This is a genomic window from Bosea sp. Tri-49 (assembly GCF_003952665.1).
GTDB lineage: Bacteria > Pseudomonadota > Alphaproteobacteria > Rhizobiales > Beijerinckiaceae > Allobosea.
The window spans coordinates 4,131,979-4,149,952 of the sequence record NZ_CP017946.1 but is presented as its reverse complement, the minus strand read 5'-3'; the positions used below and the strand labels follow the sequence as shown (position 1 = coordinate 4,149,952).

Annotated in this window: 17 protein-coding genes; 10 read left to right on the top strand and 7 right to left on the bottom strand. The window is 66.9% G+C overall.

Annotated elements, in window-relative coordinates:
- Window positions 1-2: 2 nt before the first annotated feature.
- On the top strand, window positions 3-881 hold the full coding sequence (locus BLM15_RS20015; RefSeq protein ID WP_126114405.1) for an ABC transporter permease: 879 nt from the start codon (window positions 3-5) through the stop codon (window positions 879-881).
- Window positions 857-1,606 carry an ABC transporter ATP-binding protein gene (locus BLM15_RS20010; protein ID WP_126114404.1) on the top strand — a complete coding sequence of 250 codons (750 nt, stop codon included), beginning with the start codon at window positions 857-859 and terminating at the stop codon, window positions 1,604-1,606. The genes BLM15_RS20015 and BLM15_RS20010 overlap by 25 nt, the downstream gene beginning before the upstream one ends.
- Window positions 1,607-1,716: 110 nt before the next feature.
- On the opposite strand, the gene BLM15_RS20005 is transcribed toward BLM15_RS20010, so the two are convergent.
- From BLM15_RS20005 to BLM15_RS19990, 4 genes are read right to left on the bottom strand one after another with little or no spacing between them, the layout of a single operon-like run.
- Complete coding sequence (locus BLM15_RS20005) at window positions 1,717-2,925, bottom strand: ABC transporter substrate-binding protein (protein ID WP_126114403.1); 1,209 nt, start codon at window positions 2,923-2,925, stop codon at window positions 1,717-1,719.
- Window positions 2,926-2,957: 32 nt separating this feature from the next.
- On the bottom strand, window positions 2,958-3,986 hold the full coding sequence (locus BLM15_RS20000) for an SMP-30/gluconolactonase/LRE family protein (RefSeq protein ID WP_126114402.1): 1,029 nt from the start codon (window positions 3,984-3,986) through the stop codon (window positions 2,958-2,960).
- On the bottom strand, window positions 3,986-4,912 hold the full coding sequence (gene kce / locus BLM15_RS19995; protein ID WP_126114401.1) for a 3,5-dioxohexanoate:acetyl-CoA acetone transferase: 927 nt from the start codon (window positions 4,910-4,912) through the stop codon (window positions 3,986-3,988). The genes BLM15_RS20000 and kce overlap by 1 nt, the downstream gene beginning before the upstream one ends.
- Window positions 4,913-4,935: 23 nt before the next feature.
- Window positions 4,936-5,712, bottom strand: a complete 777-nt coding sequence (locus BLM15_RS19990) for a cyclase family protein (protein ID WP_126116265.1) — start codon at window positions 5,710-5,712, stop codon at window positions 4,936-4,938.
- Between the two features lie 133 nt (window positions 5,713-5,845).
- Between BLM15_RS19990 and BLM15_RS31925 the strand changes: the two genes are divergently transcribed.
- Together BLM15_RS31925 and BLM15_RS19980 are read left to right on the top strand one after the other, a co-directional pair.
- The gene (locus BLM15_RS31925) at window positions 5,846-6,481 is read left to right on the top strand and encodes a TetR/AcrR family transcriptional regulator (RefSeq protein WP_269467518.1); all 636 of its coding nucleotides are present in this window, start codon (window positions 5,846-5,848) and stop codon (window positions 6,479-6,481) included.
- Between the two features lie 42 nt (window positions 6,482-6,523).
- The gene (locus tag BLM15_RS19980; RefSeq protein ID WP_126114399.1) at window positions 6,524-6,919 is read left to right on the top strand and encodes a RidA family protein; all 396 of its coding nucleotides are present in this window, start codon (window positions 6,524-6,526) and stop codon (window positions 6,917-6,919) included.
- Between the two features lie 3 nt (window positions 6,920-6,922).
- On the opposite strand, the gene BLM15_RS19975 is transcribed toward BLM15_RS19980, so the two are convergent.
- Window positions 6,923-8,167 (bottom strand): Zn-dependent hydrolase, encoded by a 1,245-nt coding sequence (locus tag BLM15_RS19975; protein WP_126114398.1) that lies wholly within the window; start codon window positions 8,165-8,167, stop codon window positions 6,923-6,925.
- A gap of 393 nt (window positions 8,168-8,560) precedes the next feature.
- Here BLM15_RS19975 and BLM15_RS19970 point away from each other — a divergent pair, with 393 nt between their 5' ends.
- The 5 genes from BLM15_RS19970 (at window position 8,561) to BLM15_RS19950 (ending at window position 13,206) form a co-directional block, all read left to right on the top strand.
- Window positions 8,561-9,496, top strand: a complete 936-nt coding sequence (locus BLM15_RS19970; RefSeq protein ID WP_126114397.1) for a sugar ABC transporter substrate-binding protein — start codon at window positions 8,561-8,563, stop codon at window positions 9,494-9,496.
- A 69-nt stretch (window positions 9,497-9,565) separates the two neighbouring features.
- The gene (locus tag BLM15_RS19965; protein WP_126114396.1) at window positions 9,566-10,714 is read left to right on the top strand and encodes an ABC transporter permease; all 1,149 of its coding nucleotides are present in this window, start codon (window positions 9,566-9,568) and stop codon (window positions 10,712-10,714) included.
- Window positions 10,715-10,716: 2 nt separating this feature from the next.
- Window positions 10,717-11,511, top strand: a complete 795-nt coding sequence (locus tag BLM15_RS19960) for an ATP-binding cassette domain-containing protein (protein ID WP_126114395.1) — start codon at window positions 10,717-10,719, stop codon at window positions 11,509-11,511.
- A 47-nt stretch (window positions 11,512-11,558) separates the two neighbouring features.
- The gene (locus BLM15_RS19955; protein ID WP_126114394.1) at window positions 11,559-12,671 is read left to right on the top strand and encodes a Gfo/Idh/MocA family protein; all 1,113 of its coding nucleotides are present in this window, start codon (window positions 11,559-11,561) and stop codon (window positions 12,669-12,671) included.
- A 79-nt stretch (window positions 12,672-12,750) separates the two neighbouring features.
- Window positions 12,751-13,206, top strand: coding sequence for a MarR family winged helix-turn-helix transcriptional regulator (locus BLM15_RS19950; RefSeq protein ID WP_126114393.1), 456 nt, complete (start codon window positions 12,751-12,753; stop codon window positions 13,204-13,206).
- Window positions 13,207-13,216: 10 nt separating this feature from the next.
- Here BLM15_RS19950 and phnN read toward each other — a convergent pair whose 3' ends face one another.
- On the bottom strand, window positions 13,217-15,259 hold the full coding sequence (gene phnN / locus BLM15_RS19945; RefSeq protein WP_126114392.1) for a phosphonate metabolism protein/1,5-bisphosphokinase (PRPP-forming) PhnN: 2,043 nt from the start codon (window positions 15,257-15,259) through the stop codon (window positions 13,217-13,219).
- Between the two features lie 6 nt (window positions 15,260-15,265).
- Window positions 15,266-16,099 carry a carboxylating nicotinate-nucleotide diphosphorylase gene (gene nadC, locus BLM15_RS19940; RefSeq protein ID WP_126114391.1) on the bottom strand — a complete coding sequence of 278 codons (834 nt, stop codon included), beginning with the start codon at window positions 16,097-16,099 and terminating at the stop codon, window positions 15,266-15,268.
- A 390-nt stretch (window positions 16,100-16,489) separates the two neighbouring features.
- Between nadC and BLM15_RS19935 the strand changes: the two genes are divergently transcribed.
- The gene (locus BLM15_RS19935; RefSeq protein WP_126114390.1) at window positions 16,490-17,974 is read left to right on the top strand and encodes a 6-hydroxynicotinate reductase; all 1,485 of its coding nucleotides are present in this window, start codon (window positions 16,490-16,492) and stop codon (window positions 17,972-17,974) included.

The following is a 17,974-nucleotide window of genomic DNA, read 5'->3' as shown; positions in this document are numbered from 1 at the left end:
CCATGGCTGACATCTCGCTCTCCAGCGCGCATGGCGCCGCCGACCCGGCCTGGCTCAAGCTCTCCCGAGCGGAGCCTGCCGGCACGGCCGAGAAGCCCCGCCGCCGGCGCAAGCTCGGCCCCGGCCGGCCGATCCCCTATGGCGCCGCGCTCGGCCCGGCCCTGCTGCTGATCCTCTGGAGCATCGGCTCGGCGATCGGCTATATCGACGACCGCATCCTCTCGGCGCCCTGGACGGTGGCGACCACTGGCTGGGAACTGATCCAGGACGGACGCCTGCAGGAGAATCTCTGGACCTCGTTTCAGCGCTCCTTCTGGGGCCTGTTCTGGGGCATCATCGCCGGCGCCACGCTCGGCGTCATCGCGGGTCTTAGCCGCATCGGCGAATACCTCGTCGACGGCCCGATCCAGATCAAGCGCGCCATCCCAGCGCTGGCGCTGATCCCGCTGCTGATGCTCTGGTTCGGCATCGGCGAGGGCATGAAAATCCTGACGATCGCGCTGATCACCTTCGCGCCGATCTATATCCAGACCCATGACGGGCTTCGCTCGACCGATGCCCGCTTCATCGAGCTCGCCGAGACCCTCGACCTCTCAAATGCGCAGTTCCTGCGCCATGTCGTGCTGCCGGCGGCGCTGCCCGGCTTCCTGCTCGGCCTGCGCTTTGGCGTCACCTATTCCTGGCTCGCTCTCGTCGTGGTCGAGCAGGTCAACGCCACCTCCGGCCTCGGCTACATGATCAACCTCGCCCGCACCTATGGTCAGACCGAGGTCATCATCCTGTGCCTCGCCGTCTACGCCGCGCTCGGCCTGAGCTCGGACTGGCTCGTCCGCTTCATCACCCGAAAGGCTCTGCCATGGCGCAAGATTCTGGCCGACTGACCCAGCAGCCCGTGGTCGCGGTCCGCGGCCTCACCCGCCGCTATGGCGAGCGCACCATCATCGACGATGTCGATCTCGACATCGGCCGCGGCGAGTTCGTCGCCTTGCTCGGCCGCTCGGGCTCGGGCAAGAGCACCTTCCTGCGCGCGCTTGCCGGGCTCGACCATGGCGTGCCCGGCTCCGGCCGGCTCGGCACGCCCGATGCGGTCTCGGTCGTCTTCCAGGATGCACGCCTGCTGCCCTGGAAGAAGGTCGTCGACAATGTCTCGCTCGGGCTGAAGAGCGAGACCCCTCGTGAGCGCGCTTTGCACGCTCTCGCCGAGGTTGAGCTCACCGCGCGGGCACAGGCCTGGCCGACGCAACTCTCCGGCGGCGAGCAGCAGCGCGCCGCGCTGGCGCGCTCGCTGGTGCGCGAGCCCGAGCTGCTGTTGCTCGACGAGCCCTTCGGCGCGCTCGATGCGCTGACCCGGCTGCGCATGCAGGCGCTGCTGCTCGATCTCTGCGCCCGCCATCGCCCGGCGGTGCTGCTCGTCACCCATGACGTCGACGAAGCGATCCATCTCGCCCAGCGTGTATTGGTGCTCGATGAAGGTCGCTTCGTCGTCGACCTCGATGTCGACCTGCCGGCCGAAGCCGGGGCACGGCAGCGGCGCTTCGCCGAGGTGCGCAGCGAATTGCTGAGCAGCCTCGGCGTGACCCAGGAGGAGCTGCGCCGCGTCGCCTAGAGCATTTTCGAGCGAAGTGGACACCGGTTCGCGTGAAGAAAATGCGATAAAATAAAGAATCAGAACAATTCCGCGATTCGAAGAATTGCGGAACTGTTCTGGCGGTCCTGCTACTTCTTGATCGCCGGGCAGGCGCTCTGGGCGAGCGGGCGGAAGGCCTGGTCGCCGGGGATGGTGGCGACGAGGTCGTAGAGGTCCCATTCGCCTTTCGACTCCGCCGGCTTCTTGACCTGGAAGACGTAGAAGTCGTGGACCATGCGGCCATCCTCGCGCAGCTTGGCGTTGCGCACGACCTCGTCCTCGATCGGCAGCTCGCGCATCTTGGCGATCACGGTCTTGGCCTCGTCCGACTTCGCCGCGACGACCGCCTTGAGATAGTGCCGGACCGAGGAATAGACGCCGGCCTGGATCGCCGAGGGCACCGCGCCGTGCGCTGTCTTGAAACGCTCGGAGAAGGCGCGGGTGCGCTCGTCGATGTTCCAGTAAAAGCCTTCGGTCAGGATCGTGCCCTGCGCCGAGGCGAGGCCGACGCTTTTTACGTCCATCGCGGTCAGGAAGAAGGCGACCAGCTTCTGCTTGTCCTGGCCGATGCCGAAATCGCGGGCGGTCTTGATCCCGGCGACTGTGTCGCCGCCGGCATTGGCGAGCGCGATCAGGTCGGCGCCCGAGCCCTGCGCCGTCAGGAGCTGGGAAGAGAGATCGACCGCCGGGAAGGCATGCCGGACCGAACCGGCATAGACCCCGCCCTTGGCGGTGACGAGCGTCTTGGCGTCGGCCTCGAGTTGGTGGCCGAGAGCATAGTCGGCGGTGACCAGGTACCATTTGGTGCCGGGCTTGGTCAGGTGGTTGGCGATCCCTGCGACCTGGACATAGGTGTCCCACATCCACTGGACGATATGGTCGGGCTGGCAGGCATCGCCGGTCAGGCGCGCCGTGCCGCCGGGGAACAGGCCGACCCGGTTCTTGTCCTTCAGCAGCGGCGGGATCGCGAGCTGCAGCGAGGCGTTCGACATGTCGGCGAGCACGTCGACGCCCTGCCGGTCGATCCATTCGCGGGTGATCGCCGAGCCGACATCCGCCTTGTTCTGATGATCGGCCGAGACGACCTCGATCTTCATGCCGGCGCATTCGGCCTTGAGGCAGTCCTCGACCGCCATGCGGGCGGCGGTGATCGAGCCCTTGCCGGTGATGTCGGAATAGACGCCGGACATGTCGGTCAGCACGCCGATCTTGACGGCGCCGTCCGAGATCTCGGCTGCGGCGGGCAGGGCGCCGAGCAATGCGGTGACGATGGCGAGCGCCGAAACCAGACCCTTCATGTGAATTCCTCCCGTTATGTTTTTCGTCGTTGCTAGCGGTCGTGCCAGTGCGCCATCGGCAGGCCGGCGACCGGTGATCTGAATGAGGGGATGCGGCTGCCGCGCAGGCTGCCGATATGGGCTGTGCGAAGGTCGGGGCCGCCGAAGGTGATGCTGGCGAACCAGGGCGCGATCGTCCCGCCGCAGGCCAGCATCAATTCGGGCGTCGCCTCGTCGCGGGCGAAGGCGGCCATCAGCGCCTCGCCGGCCTCGCTGCCGCGATCGTCGTCGAGCAGGATGCGAAGGTCGCCTTCGGGCGTGAGCGCGAAGACCCGGTCGACCATCACATGCGTGCCCCAGAGATTGCCATGGGCGTCGAAGGCGATGCCGTCGATAAAGGCGCCATGGTCGCTCGGGCCGAAGACCTCGCGATCGATGAGGCTGCCATCGGGCTGGACCCGCAATCGCGTCACCCGGCAGGCGCAGGTCTCGGCGACGTAGAGCCATTCCTCGTTGGCATCGAGCCTGATCTCGTTGGTGAAGGCGAATCCGTCGGCGACGATGCGCAGGCGCCCGCCATCATAGAGCGCGACATAGCCGTCGCGAACATTGGGGCTCATCGCCCGCATCCAGTTTGTCGTCCGCGTCGAGATCGTCAGCCAGATCCGGTCCCGGCTGTCGCGCAGGACGAAATTGACCTTGCCGATCGCCTGCCCGTCGATCGTATCGACCAGCACGCGCGTCTCGCCCGAGCGCGTCATCACCTCCAGCCGATCGGTGCCGAAATTCGAGATCAGCACGTCGCCATTGCGGGCGAAGGCGAGGCCGTTCGGCAAGGTGCCGGAGACGAAGCGCGCCTCCTCGTCGGCAGCCTCGGCGAAGCCGCGGCTCGCCGTCTGCGTGATCAGTTCCTGCGTGCCATCAGCCCTGATATGGACGACGCCGCCGCGCGCATCGGCGCTCCAGAGCGAGCCGTCGCGCTCGGCCAGAATGCATTCGGGCCGCTGCAGGCCGTCGCCGACATAGCTGATCGCGGCGGGATCGATGACGAAGCCGTCGAGCGGGTTGGGGCGAGGCGACATCAGAAGTTCACGCGGTCGCCGCCCTTGAGGCCGAGCGTGGCGCGAGCCTCCTCGGGCGTGGCGATCTCGTAGCCGAGCTCCTCGACGATGCGGCGGATTTTGGCGACCTGCTCGGCATTGGAGGTCGCGAGCTTGCCCCTGCCGATGAACAGGCTGTCTTCCAGCCCGACCCGGACATTGCCGCCCAGCATCGCGGCTTGCGTGCAGAAGGCCATCTGGTGGCGCCCGGCGGCGAGCACCGACCAGTGGTAGTCCTTGCCGAAGAGCTTGTCGGCGGTGCGCTTCATGAACATCAGATTGTCGGGATCGGCGCCGATGCCGCCCAAAATGCCGAAGATCAATTGCAGGAAGACCGGCGGCCGGAACCAGCCGCGATCGAGGCAATGGGCGAGATTGTAGAGGTGGCCGACATCGTAGCATTCATGCTCGAACTTGGTGCCGTGGCCCTCGCCGAGCAGCTTGTAGATGCGTTCGATGTCGCCGAAGGTGTTGCGGAAGATGAAGTCCTTGGTGTTGGCGAGGTAGGGCTGTTCCCAGGGATGCTTCCAGTTGCTGTACTTCTCCGCGAGAGGATGCAGCGCGAAGTTCATCGAGCCCATGTTGAGCGAGCACATCTCGGGCGCGGCCTTGAGCGGCGCGGCGAGGCGCTCCTCGACCGTCATGGTCAGGCCGCCACCGGTGGTGATGTTCACGACGGCATCGGTCGCCTGCTTGATCCGCGGCAGGAACTCCATGAACACGGCCGGGTCCGGTGTCGGGCGGCCATCCTTGGGGTCGCGCGCATGCAGATGCAGGATCGCCGCGCCGGCTTCCGCCGCCGCGATCGCCTGGCTCGCAATCTCGTCCGGCGTGATCGGCAGGTGGTCCGACATGGTCGGCGTATGGATGCCGCCGGTGACGGCGCAGGTGATGATGACCTTGCTCATGGCGTTCTCCTTCGGCGGTAGGGTCAGGCGGGCATGATCGCCACGGCACGCGTCCAGCCGGCCGAGCCGTTGCGGACCTTCACCGGCAGGCAGCTGATGGTGAAGCCGGTCGCCGGCAGCGCTTCGAGATTGTGCAGCTTCTCGATCTGGCAGTAGCCGACCTCGCGCCCGGCCTTGTGGCCCTCCCAGATCAGCGAGGCGTCTCCTGTCTCGGCAAAACGCCGGGCGGTATGGCTGAACGGCGCATCCCAGCTCCAGCCATCGGTGCCGACCACCTTGATGCCCTGGCGCACCAGATGCAGCGTCGCCTCGCGGCCGAAGCCGCAGCCGGAATCGACATAGTCGGCCTCGCCATAGCGCGCGCCGGCCCGCGTATTGGCGATGACGATTTCGAGGGGGCTGAGGATGTGGCCAATCCGCGCGAGCTCGGCGTCGATCTCGTCGGGGGTGACCACATGGCCATCCGGCAGATGGCGGAAGTCGAGCTTCACCCCCGGCTGCAGGAACCAGTCGAGCGGGCATTCATCGATCCTGAGCGCCGGCGCGCCGCCATCCTGCGTCGGGTGGTAATGCCAAGGCGCATCGACATGGGTGCCGTTATGGGTCGAGATCGTCGCGAGCTCGACCGCCCAGCCCATGCCATCAGGCAGTTGCTCGGGCTTCAGGCCCGGAAACGCCGCGGCGATGTCCTTCGCCGTCGCCTCGTGCGTGCGGTAGTCGATTCTGACCTTCTGGAAAGGCGGATCGGCAGGAACGTCGTTCTCGAGCGGAATCGACAGATCGACGAGGCGGCCTGGCAGCATGCCGGTATGTCCTCCCGTGAAGGTGTGCTCTCTATGGTTCGAATTTGGACGAACGTCCGACCTATAGCAGGCGCACCGCTTTCTGGTAAGAGGGGAATCGCTGGATTTTGGAGGGGGCTGGATGTCCGCGATGCCGACGAGAGATCGCATTCTCGACGCTGCCGAGCGGCTTTTTGCCGAACGCGGGGGTGCCGACGGCGCCTCGATGCGCGATCTTGCGGCGGCGGCGGGCGTACGGCTCTCGCAGCTCAGCTATCATTTCGGCTCGAAGGAAGCGCTCTACCGCGCCGTCTTCGCCCGCCGGGCCCATGCCCTGGCGCTAGCGCGTGCGCAGGCGCTCGGTGAGGCCATGGCCCGGCCGGCTCTCGACATCGGCGAGATCGTCGCCGCCTTGATCGGCCCCTCCGTCCGCCAGCGATTCAGCGAGGGCGTGCAGGGCGCGGCCTTTGCCATGATGACCGCCCGCGAAGCCGTCGACCCGCGCGAGGCGGCACGCGGCGTCGTCGCCGAGCATTTCGATCCGACCGCACGGCAGTTCGTTGCGGCGCTGGGCAAGGTCTATCCGCAGGCGCCAGAGGGGGCGCTTGTCGACGCCTATCTCTTCATGGTCGGGGCGCTGGTCATGACCATGGCCGCCGGCGACCGCGCCACACGACTCGACCAGGAGCGCGATGCCGTGCCGGTGGTCGAGAATGCCGAACAGCTTTTGCAGCGCCTCACCGGCTTCTGCGCTGCCGGTATTGATGGCCTGCTACGGGGCCGGTGAGCGGGTTTATCCCACCGCAGACAAGGGAGAATAGATCACATCATGCGCCGTGAGATCATCGAAGTTCCCGTCATCTCCGAGGCGATCCGCCGGCTCGGCGCGCCGACCTCGGCACTGGCCCGCGTCGGCGACCTGCTCTTCACCTGCGGCATGCCGCCGATCGACACCGTAACCGGCGAGATCGTCAGTGGCGATATCGAGACGCAAACGCGCGCCGCGATGGATGCACTCGCGGTCACCTTGCGCCATGGCGGCTCCTCGCTCGATGAGGTGATCAAGGCGACGATCTTCGTCACCGATCCCGCGCTGATGGGCGGGGTCAACGCGGTCTATCGGACTTACTTCACCACGGGCTTCCCGGCCCGGACCAGCGCCGCGATCCGGCCCTGGCCATTGCCCTTCGACATCGAGATCGAATGTGTAGCGGCGATCGGCTGAAGCTCAGCGGTCCGCCCGCGCCACCACGGTGTGCAGCAGTACGTTGAGACCGGGCTTGAGATCATCCGGTGTGCAGAGCTCCTGATTGTTGTGGGTGATGCCGCCTTTGCAGGGTGAAAAGATCATCGTCGTCGGCGCGTGGCGGGCGACGAAATAGGCGTCGTGCCCGGCCTGGCTCAGGATATCGCGCGTGCGGTAGCCGAGGCCGAGCGAGGTGGCGCGGACCTGTTCGATCAGCTCGTCGGCGAAGACCTTGCCGCCCCAGTTCCAGACATCGAGGATCTCTGCCGTGCAATCGGCCCGCGCCGCCGCCTCATGCACGGCGCGGCGCACGCGCTCGGCCATCACCGCAGCAGTTTCCGGGTCGGCATGACGGACATCGCAGGTCGCCTGCGCCCAGTCCGAAAGGATGCCCGGCTTGTTCGGCCAGGCCACCAGCCGCGAGGCCGTCGCCTTGCCGCCGCTGCCGGCGTGCTCCCAGCCGAGATCGTCGACAGCGACGAGCAGGCGCGCCCCGGCGATCAGCGCGTTCCTGCGCCGCTCCATTGGCCAAGGGCCGGTATGAGCGGTTTCGCCCTTGAACTCGACCAGCATGCCGGTGCTAGCGTAGCCGCCGGTGACGACGCCGACCTGCATGCCCTCGCGGTCGAGGATCGGTCCCTGCTCGATATGGAACTCGACATAGGCATCGAAGGGGTGGGGAGCTGCCTCCATCTCGCCGCGATAGCCGATCCGGTCGAGTTCCTCGCCGATCGTCCTGCCGTCGTCGTCGCGCCGGCCCAGCGCCCAGTCGAGCGTATAGGCGCCGGTGAAGCAGCCCGAGCCGACCATCGGCGGCGAGAAGCGCCCGCCCTCCTCATTGGTCCAGTTGACGACCTCGATCGGCCGTTTCGTGCGGTGGCCGAGCTGGTCGAGCGTGCGGCAGACCTCAAGCCCGCCGAGCACGCCGGCGATGCCGTCGAAGCGCCCGCCATTCACCTGCGTGTCGAGATGGCTGCCCATCACCACCGGCGGCAGGCTGTTGTCCTGCCCGGCTCGGCGCGCGAAGATGTTGCCGATACCGTCGACCCGTACGCTCAGGCCCGCCTGCCGGCACCACTCGACGAAGACGTCGCGCACCTCTCTGTCGGCATCGCCGAGCGCCAGCCGCGACAGCCCACCCGGCCGGCCGATGCCGATCTCGCCGGAGCGTTCGATCGTCGTCCAGAAGCGCCCGATATCGATGCGCGCAGTCGCTGGCAGACCCATGAATGTCCCCTGATCCCGGACGCTGAGCGCGCCGTTTCGATCAGCGACAATCGAGGCGACGGCCCGCTCCTGGCAAATCGATATTGGTGATGGGTTTCTCCGATCCGGGTGGAATGAACAGGCACACGCTCCGGTATGTGATCGGCGCAGAAGGCGCTTGACAGGCGTGCATGCGCAGTGGAATGATTATTCTATTGAATATCAAAAACGGTTTTTTTGTTTCGTTTTGAATGAAGCGCAGAGTCGGCGGCCGCGCTCGAAGTGCGTCCTCCCTTCTTCGCCATCCAGGTAGTCCGCGACGCTTCGCGGCCCGCCAAATCGCCCGACAACCGGCCGATCGCGCCCGATCGGACCGACAACGAAAGCGGGGGCATCCCCGCATGGGAGGATGAGATGAAGCGTTTTCTCGCAGTGATGATTGCTGTCGCCGCCATCGCCGTCGCCGGTGCGACGCCGGGCGTCGCCCAGAACACCAGGATCATCGTCGTCAGCCATGGCCAGGCCGCGGACCCGTTCTGGTCGGTAGTCAAGAACGGCGTCGCCAAGGCGGCAGCCGACCTCAAGGTCTCCGTCGATTATCGCGCCCCCGAGACCTTCGACATGGTGGCGATGAGTCAGTTGATCGACGCCGCGGTGAACCAGAAGCCGGCCGGCCTCGTCGTTTCGATCCCCGACGCCTCGGCGCTCGGCCCCTCCATCCAGAAGGCCGTCGCCGCCGGTATCCCGGTGATCTCGATGAACTCCGGCTCGGACGTCTCGAAGAAGCTCGGCGCCCTGCTGCATGTCGGCCAGGACGAGTTCGATGCCGGCAAGGCCGCCGGCGAGAAGCTCGCCAGCATGGGCGGCAAGGTCGGCGTCTGCGTCAACCACGAGGTCGGCAATGTCGCGCTCGATTTGCGCTGCAAGGGTTTCGCCGAAGGCTTCAAGGGCAAGGTCACGACCCTGCCGGTCTCGAACGATCCGTCCGAGATCCGCTCCAAGGTCAAGGCGGCGCTCTCCGACGCCAGCGTCGATACGGTGATGGCGCTCAGCGCCTCGCTCGGCGGCGAGCCGACCCTGGCGGGCGTCAAGGAAGCTGGCAAGATCGCCACCGTCCGCGTCGCGACCTTTGATCTCTCGGCCAATTTCCTCAAGGCGATCGCGGCGGGCGAAGCGGCCTTCGGCATCGACCAGCAGCAGTTCCTGCAGGGCTATCTGCCGGTCGCTTTCCTGGCGCTCAACGCCGAATACGGCCTCGTCCCCGGCGGCAACGTTCCGTCCGGCCCGAACCTGGTCACCAAGGAGAAGGCGGCTCAGGTCGTCGACCTCTCGGCCAAGGGCATCCGCTGAGGCTGCATGGGCGGCGCTGACCCGCGCCGCCCCTCCTCCCGGATCGTTCAGAAGCTTAGGAGGCGCGCCATGACGACGTCGACCGCCGATCTTGCCGCGGGCTCGTCCCGGCCCAATGACCCTGTCGCCACGGCTCGCGACGAACGGTTGCGCCGTGTCTCGCTCCTCGCCCGGCTGATGCGCCGGCCCGAGCTCGGGGCCGTCGCCGGCCTTGTCCTGGTGACCGCCTTCTTCGGCCTCACCGCCAACCCGGCGATGTTCACGCTTGCCGGGGTGATGACGGTGCTCTCGCCGGCATCGCAGCTCGGCATCCTTGCCATTGCGGCGGCGCTGCTGATGATCGGCGGCGAATTCGATCTCTCGATCGGCTCGATGATCGCCTTCGCGGGCCTGATCTTCGGCGCGCTGATCGTCGTCGGCGACCTGCCGCTCTTGGCGGCGATCGTCGCGACCTTCGTCTTCGCCGGGTTGATGGGGGCGGTGAACGGCCAGATCGTCATCCGCACGCGCCTGCCCTCTTTCATCGTCACCCTCGCCTTCCTCTTCATCCTGCGCGGGCTCTCGCTGGTCGGGCTGAAATGGGCGACGGGCGGCTCGACGCAGTTGCGCGGCATCGGCGACAAGGCGGGGCAGGGCGTGGTCCGCGAGCTCTTCTCCGGCCAGGCGCTGGAGGGGCTGTTCGCCTGGCTGGCGCAAGCCAACCTGATCGCCAAGTTCCCGAATGGCACGCCGACCGTGACCGGCGTGCCCGTCGGGGTCCTCTGGTTCCTCGCCATCGCGGCGCTCGCGACCTATGTCCTGTTGCGCACCCGCTTCGGCAACTGGATCTTCGCCGCCGGCGGCGACCCCAATGCGGCCCGCAATTCCGGCGTGCCGGTCAACATGGTCAAGACGACCCTGTTCGTGCTGACCGCCTGCGCCGCCACGCTCGTTGCTATCCTGACCGTGCTCGACGCCGGCTCGACCGATGCCCGCCGCGGCTTCCAGAAGGAGTTCGAGGCGATCATCGCCGCGGTGATCGGTGGCTGCCTGCTCACCGGCGGTTACGGCTCGGCGGTCGGTGCCTTCTTCGGCGCGATCATCTTCGGGATGGTCTCGATCGGCCTGACCTACACCAGCTTCGACAGCGACTGGTTCCAGGTCTTCCTTGGCGGCATGCTGCTGCTCGCCGTGCTGTTCAACAACTTCATCCGCCGCAAGGCGACAGGGGAGCGCTGAGCATGACGACAGCTCCGGAACAGGCCCCGCTCATCGAGGTCCGCGACATCGTCAAGCATTTCGGCTCGGTGATCGCGCTCTCGGGCGTCTCGCTCAAGGTCTCCTCAGGCGAGGTGCTCTGCCTGCTCGGCGACAATGGCGCCGGCAAGTCGACGCTGATCAAGACGCTGTCGGGTTGCCATAAGCCGAGCTCGGGCGAGTTCCTGGTCGAGGGCAGGCCGGTGGCCTTCTCGAGCCCGCGCGACGCGCTCGATGCCGGCATCGCCACCGTCTACCAGGACCTGGCGATGATTCCGCTGATGTCGATCACGCGGAACTTCTTCATGGGCCGCGAGCCGATCCGTGGCTTCGGTCCGCTGAAATGGATCAATTTCGACCTCGCCCATGCGGTGACCCGCGACGAGATGCACAGGATCGGCATCGACATCCGCGATCCGCATCAGGCGGTCGGCACGCTCTCGGGCGGCGAGCGCCAATGCGTCGCCATCGCCCGCGCCGTCTATTTCGGCGCCAAGGTGCTGATCCTCGACGAGCCGACCTCTGCACTCGGTGTCGCCCAGACCTCGATGGTGTTGAAATACATCAATCTGGTGCGTGCCAAGGGCCTGGGCGTGATCTTCATTACCCACAATGTCCGCCACGCCTATGCCGTCGGCGACCGCTTCACCGTGCTCAACCGCGGCAAGACGCTTGGCACTTACGCCAAGTCCGGCATCGCCATGGACGAGCTGCAGAACCTGATGGCCGGAGGCAAGGAATTGCAGGCGCTCTCGGCCGACCTCGGCGGCACGGTCTGACGCTCGGGAAATCACCCGCTCTCCCTTCTTCGCTACGGAGATTGCCCATGCGCGCGCTTGGCGTTGGCCTGATCGGCACCGGCTATATGGGCAAGTGCCATGCGCTCGCCTGGAACGCCGTCGCGCCGGTCTTCGGCGATGTGCCCCGTCCGAAGCTCGCGGTGCTCTGCGAGGTCGACGAAGCCCTTGCGGCGCAGCGCGCCGGCGAGTTCGGCTTCACGGAGTCGACCACCGACTGGAAGGCGCTCATCGCCCATCCCGATGTCGATGTCGTCTCGATCACCACGCCGAACGCCTTTCATGCTGAGATGGCGATCGCGGCGCTTGAGGCCGGCAAGCATGTCTGGTGCGAGAAGCCGATGGCGACCAGCCTCGGCGATGCTGAAGCGATGCTGGCGGCGGCGAAGGCGGCCGGCACGGTTGCGGCGCTCGGCTACAACTACATCCAGAACCCGGCGATCCGGCTGGCGCAGCGCCTGATCGCCGATGGTGTCATCGGCGCGGTCAACCATGTCCGCGTCGAGATGGACGAGGATTTCATGGCCGATGCCGGCGCGCTCTTCTCCTGGAAGAGCGATGCCGCCTCCGGTCATGGCGCGCTCGACGATTTCGGCGTGCATGCCTTCTCGTTGATCAAGGTGCTCATCGGCGAGGTCGAAGCCGTCATGGCTGACATGGCCAGGCCCTATGCCGAGCGCTCACTCGCAGCCGGCGGCAGGCGACCGGTCGAGACACACGACATCGCCACCTTGCTGCTGCGCCTGTCTTCCGGTGCATCGGGGCTCGTCGCACTCAATCGCTCGGCCTGGGGCCGCAAGGGCCGGATCGCGCTGCAGGTCTTCGGTGCGAAGGGCACGATCGCCTATGATCAGGAGCGGATGAACGAGATCGAGCTCTATACCGCCGAGGGCGCCAGCGATGTCCAGGGCTTCCGCCGCATCCTGACCGCCCCAGCGCACGAACCTTATGGTCGCTTCATCCCGGCGCCTGGCCACGGCCTCGGCTTCAACGAACTCAAGATCATCGAATGCCGCGAACTGCTGCGGGCCATCGCCGGCGAACCGACGCATCTCCTCGATTTCGAAGCCGGATTGCGCATCGAGCGCACGGTCGATGCCGCAGCCACGAGCTTCCGTGAGGGACGCTGGACGACGGTTTGAACGGCGGCCACCGCTGTGGCGTTGGACGCGCCCAAGAAAACGGTTAGGAATGTCGTTCGTATACGAACGAGGATCAGCGATGGCGCGACCGAGCAGTGCGGCCGAGACGTCCGAGCCTGCCGAGGAAGCTTATGACCTCGCTGAACAGGTCGGCTTCATCATGCGTCAGGCGGCGCAGCGCCATGTCTCGATCTTCAACGAGATCATGGGCAGCGACCTGACGCCGACGCAATGGGCGGTGCTGGCCCGGCTTTATCAGGACGGCGGCTCCTCGCAGAACCTGCTCGGCCGCCAGACGGCGATGGATGCCGCCACGATCAAGGGCGTGGTCGACCGTCTGCTCAAGCGCAAGCTGGTGCAGACCAAGCCCGATCCCGAAGATGGCCGCCGGCTCATCGTCGAGCTCAGCCCGGCCGGCGTCGACTACACCCGCGAATTGCTGCCCAAGGCCGAGACGGTGACGAAGGTGACGCTGGCCCCGCTCGCGACCAATCAGCGCGCCACGCTGATCGCCCTGCTGAAGCAGCTGCGCTGAGGCGTTACCGCTAGCCGATCATGTAGCAATCACACCCTTCCGCCATCGCCTTCGCTTCATCGAGATCGCTCGAGGCGCTGGCGTGGATGACAAAGAGCGGATCGCCCACCGCGACGCGGTCGCCGACATGACGGCGCAGGTCGATGCCAGCCGCCTTGTCGAAGGGCGCGCCAGCGCGCCGCGCGATTCCCGCGACCGCCCAGCCGTCGATCTCGCTGACCGTGCCGGCCTTGGGCGAGCGCACCGTATGGACGAGCAGACCGGGCGCGACCGGCGGTTCGCGCCGGCCCTGCGCGTCGATGATCCGCTCGAAGGCGGCGCGCGCTGCGCCGGAGCGCAGTAGCTCCTCTGCCCGTGCACGCCCGGCCGCGACCGAGCCCAGCGCCGGGTCCCAGCCGAGGATGCGGCTGGCGAAGAATAGTGCTTTCTCGACGAGGTCGGTCGGCGCCTGCGGGTCGTTGTCGAGCACCCAGCCGACATCGCGGCATTCCAGCGCCGGGCCGATGCCACGCCCGATCGGGCGGGTCCCGTCGGTCGGGAAGGCTTTGACCACGAGGCCGAGCCCGGCTCCGACCGTCTCGAACAGTTTCGCGAGCTCGGCTGCCTCCGCCCCGCTTTTCAGCTTGGTGCGTGGGCCATAGGGCAAGTCGACGATGACATGGGTCGAGCCCGCGGTGAGCTTCTTCGACAGGATCGAGGCGACCGACCAGCGGTTCGAATCGATGCCGAGCGGCCGCGTGATCGCGTTCATCACGTCATCAACGACGGAGTGGTTCAACCGCCCGTTCCAGGCGATGCAGCCGCGTGCTTTTTCGACGCAAGCGCGCAGCTCTGCCGGGTTGAGCTCGACGCGGGCGAGCGCCTCCATCGCGTCGGCCGTGCCGGCGGCGGAGGTGATGGCGCGCGAGGAGGTTTTGGGCATCAGCAGAGTGCCGTGCGCGGCAACGATCGGCACCACGATCAGGGTGATCCGGCTCCCGGGAATTCCGCCCATCGAATGCTTGTCGACGACGATCTTGTCGGGCCAGGTGATCCTCTGCGCAAAGCGCGTGCGCACCCGCGCCAACGAGACGACCTCCTTGTCGGAGAGCTTCTGCGTCGCCGCGACCAGGAAGGCCGCGACCTCGCCATCGGGATAGCGCGCTTCGACGATGTCGCGGATCAGCGTGTGGTACTGCTCTTCCGACAGTTCGCCGCCCTGGATCTTGCGGGTCAGCGCCGCGCGGCTCTCGGGCGAGGGCGTGCGTCGGAGCGTGACCTCGCTGCCCTCGGGCAAGCCGAGCTCGTCGAAAGCCTCCGCTGACAGACCGATCTCGTCGCCGGCCAGCAGCGAGGGCAGGTCGATGACCTGCACATCCGAGCGGGTGCTGGCTGTCGCTCCCGAAATCTCGATCCGGCCCGGCCCGAGATAGTCGAAGCCGTTGACGATCTCGCCCTTGGCCGGGAGATAGGCGCAATGCGCTCTGCCAGCGAAGAGCGGCAGCCGGCGCAGCCGCATCGTGTTGGCGGCGGCCTCGACCGCGGCGATGAAGCGCTCGACGCCGATCTCGACGCTCTGGTCGTTGCAGATCGTCGCCGCCCTGATCCCTTCCGGACGCGGCTCGACCGTGCGCGACAGGCGTTTCTCGATCGCCTCGCCACTCTCGCGCCCGCGCCCGGCGATGCGGGCGGCGAGCACCTCGGGCGGCGCGGTGACCTCGACGACGACGAAGCGCGGCAGGCGGCCGGCGAGCGCCGCGATCGTGGCGCGCGAGCCGTTGGCGATGACGTTGCGGCCGGCCTCGACCAGGCGCTTCAGCTCGGCCGGCAGCCCATAGCGCAGGCCATGGGCGCCCCAGGTGATCAGGAAGTCGCCCTTGGCCTCGCGCGCGTCGAAGGCCTCGTCCGTCGCCGCCTCGTGATCCTCGCCCGGCGAGCCGGCCGGGCGGGTCACGACGCGACGGGCGAAGACATAGCGGCCGGTCGGCTCCAGCAAGGCGCGGGCGCCGTCGATCAGCGAATCCTTGCCGGCCCCGCTCGGGCCGACGACGAGGAAGAAGGTACCGGGCCGCATCTTTGCTCAGGCTTCGTCGAGGCCGATGTCCACCGCCGGCGCCGACTGGGTGATCTTGCTGGTCGAGATGTAGTCGACACCGGTCCTGGAGATCGGGCCGATCGTGTCGATGTTGATGCCGCCGGAGGCCTCGACCTTGGCGCGGCCGGCGATCAGCTCGACCGCCTTGGTCATGTCGGCGACCGACATGTTGTCGAGCATGATCACGTCGGCGCCGGCCTTCGCCGCCTCTTCGACCTGCTCGAGCCGGTCGCATTCGACCTCGAGCTTGGTCAGCACCGGCAGCTTCTTGCGGGCGCGCTCGACGGCGGCGGTGATGCTGCCGCAGACGGCGATGTGATTGTCCTTGATCATAACGCCGTTATCGAGGCCGAGCCGGTGGTTGAGGCCGCCGCCGCAGGTCACGGCATGCTTTTCCATCATGCGCAGGCCCGGCGTCGTCTTGCGGGTGTCGATCAGGCGCGCCTTGCTGCCGGCCATGGCGGCGGCATAGCGGGCGGTCTCGTTGGCGATGCCGGAGAGGCGCTGGGCGATGTTGAGCGCGGTGCGCTCGGCGGTGAGCACGCTGCGGGCGGCGCCCTCGATCTCGACCAGGATCGCGCCCTTCTCAACCTTGTCGCCATCCTTGACCAGCAGGGTCACCTTGAGCTCGGGATCGTAGCGCTTGAACACCCGGGCGGCGATCTCGACGCCGGCGACGATCATCGGCTCGCGGGCGTTCATCTGGAACTTGCCGGTCTCGCCGGGTTCGATCATCACCTGGACGGTGAGGTCGCAGGCGCCGATGTCTTCGATCAGCCAATGGTCGATCAGGCGATCCGTGGCGAAGCTGTCATACATGGCAGGCCCTCTCTCCCGCGGCGACGCCGCTTCAAATATGTTTGTATGCAAACAATAGCAGCGGGAAAATTTGGCTGTCAATGCGCCATTGATGCCGTGCTTGCAACCGTCAATCGCGTCATCTCGGGGTCATCTCCGCCGGGTAGGAAACCCACCCGACGCTGCCGTAAATAATCTTGTATGCAAGGTTGAGTGGCCGCTCCTCCTTTTTGCTGACGAATCAGCGCGAGCGCGGCCCGGGCGGCTGAGGCCGTGGGCCAACACCGGAATCGGGCGTAGAGTGGGCGTCGCCTCACGCCTCGCCGCTGTCTTGACTTGGTCTAAGAGGCGCGCCAGTATCGTTTGTACACAAACAAAATCCTTAAGACCCGCTTTGCGGGAGGATCAAGCATGGCGCTGGACGAAGCGAGCCCGGTCGCGGACGACAAGATCCGCTGCGATGCCTGCCCGGTGATGTGCTTCATCAAGCCCGGCGCCGTCGGCGCCTGCGATCGCTACGGCAATGTCGAGGGCGAGCTGGTGCGGATGGAGCCGCATGTCGTGCTGGAGCGCACGCTGGAGCATGGCGGCGAAATCGTTCCCTTCGCCGGATCGCGCGAGTGGGACGGCGAGATCGTACACCAGCAGGGCACCTTTATCACCGCGATCGGCGCCGGCACGACCTATCCCGACTACAAGCCCGCCCCGTTCATCGTCTCGTCCGAGGTCGATGGTGTCGACATGGTCACCGTCGTGACCGAGGGCATCTTCAGCTATTGCGGCGTCAAGGTGAAGATCGACACCGACCGCTTCCTCGGCCCCGAACAGGCGACGGTGCGGGTCGAGGGCGAGGCGATCGGCCACGTCACCACCGGCGAATACGGCTCGCAGATGCTGTCGCTCGGCGGCGTCCACCACCTCACCGGCGGCTCGAAGAAAGAGGGCCGCGTCACCTGCGACGCGCTGCTCCAGCTCAGCAACGGCAAGGCGGTTGAGCTCACCATCGACGACGGCGAGACCGTGATCGTGCAGGCCGGCAAGCCGCCGATCGTCAATGGCATCCAGGAAAGTCGCATGCGTGTCGGCTGCGGCTCGGCCACGATCGGCATCTTCGCCAAGCAATGGCATGGCAAGGTCGACGAGGTCGTCGTCGTCGACGACCACATCACCGGCGTTCTTTCGGAGCACCAGGCCGGCAAGCTGCTGGGCATGGCGGGAACCGGCATCAAGCTGAAGGGCCGGCGCTCGACGCCCGGTCGCTATTTCCAGGTGGCACAGCCCGGCACCGGCTGGGGCGGCACCAATATCAGCGATCCGCTCACCATTCTCGGGCCCTTCGACCCCAAGGTCGCCTATCCCGGCCTGCGCCTGCTGATGGTCTCGACCACCGGCGAGCACGCCGCCTATTACGAGCTCGACGAGAACCTCGTGCCGGTCGAGACGCAGATGCCGCAGCCGCTGGTCGAGCCGGTCGAGCGCATCGCCGAGAACTGCGAGCCGGCGCTCTCGACCGTGCTGTTCATCGGCGGCGCCGGCGGCTCGCTGCGCGCCGGCGTCACCGAGAACCCGGTCCGCCTGACCCGCTCGGTCAAGGACGCGCTGACCTATGTCACCTGCGGTGGCGCCCCGGTCTACATCTGGCCGGGCGGCGGCATCACCTTCATGGTCGACGTCACCCGCCTACCCGAGAACGCCTTCGGCTATGTGCCGACGCCGGCATTGGTCGCGCCGCTCGAATTCACCATGGGCCGGACCGATTACGAGGCACTCGGCGGGCATATGGACGCGATCCAGCCGCTTGCCTCGCTCAAGGGCGGCAGCCAGCTGCGCCTGCCGCAGCGCCCGGACAATCCCTGGCCGCTGGCGCCTGAGCAGCCGCGCCGCTCACTCGGCTAG

Coding starts and splice junctions, on each gene's coding strand:
- BLM15_RS20015 (WP_126114405.1), top strand. CDS start 3: ATGGCTGACATCTCGCTCTCCAGCGCGCATGGCGCCGCCGACCCGGCC.
- BLM15_RS20010 (WP_126114404.1), top strand. CDS start 857: ATGGCGCAAGATTCTGGCCGACTGACCCAGCAGCCCGTGGTCGCGGTC.
- BLM15_RS20005 (WP_126114403.1), bottom strand. CDS start 2,925: ATGAAGGGTCTGGTTTCGGCGCTCGCCATCGTCACCGCATTGCTCGGC.
- BLM15_RS20000 (WP_126114402.1), bottom strand. CDS start 3,986: ATGTCGCCTCGCCCCAACCCGCTCGACGGCTTCGTCATCGATCCCGCC.
- kce (WP_126114401.1), bottom strand. CDS start 4,912: ATGAGCAAGGTCATCATCACCTGCGCCGTCACCGGCGGCATCCATACG.
- BLM15_RS31925 (WP_269467518.1), top strand. CDS start 5,846: ATGCCGACGAGAGATCGCATTCTCGACGCTGCCGAGCGGCTTTTTGCC.
- BLM15_RS19980 (WP_126114399.1), top strand. CDS start 6,524: ATGCGCCGTGAGATCATCGAAGTTCCCGTCATCTCCGAGGCGATCCGC.
- BLM15_RS19975 (WP_126114398.1), bottom strand. CDS start 8,167: ATGGGTCTGCCAGCGACTGCGCGCATCGATATCGGGCGCTTCTGGACG.
- BLM15_RS19970 (WP_126114397.1), top strand. CDS start 8,561: ATGAAGCGTTTTCTCGCAGTGATGATTGCTGTCGCCGCCATCGCCGTC.
- BLM15_RS19965 (WP_126114396.1), top strand. CDS start 9,566: ATGACGACGTCGACCGCCGATCTTGCCGCGGGCTCGTCCCGGCCCAAT.
- BLM15_RS19960 (WP_126114395.1), top strand. CDS start 10,717: ATGACGACAGCTCCGGAACAGGCCCCGCTCATCGAGGTCCGCGACATC.
- BLM15_RS19955 (WP_126114394.1), top strand. CDS start 11,559: ATGCGCGCGCTTGGCGTTGGCCTGATCGGCACCGGCTATATGGGCAAG.
- BLM15_RS19950 (WP_126114393.1), top strand. CDS start 12,751: ATGGCGCGACCGAGCAGTGCGGCCGAGACGTCCGAGCCTGCCGAGGAA.
- phnN (WP_126114392.1), bottom strand. CDS start 15,259: ATGCGGCCCGGTACCTTCTTCCTCGTCGTCGGCCCGAGCGGGGCCGGC.
- nadC (WP_126114391.1), bottom strand. CDS start 16,099: ATGTATGACAGCTTCGCCACGGATCGCCTGATCGACCATTGGCTGATC.
- BLM15_RS19935 (WP_126114390.1), top strand. CDS start 16,490: ATGGCGCTGGACGAAGCGAGCCCGGTCGCGGACGACAAGATCCGCTGC.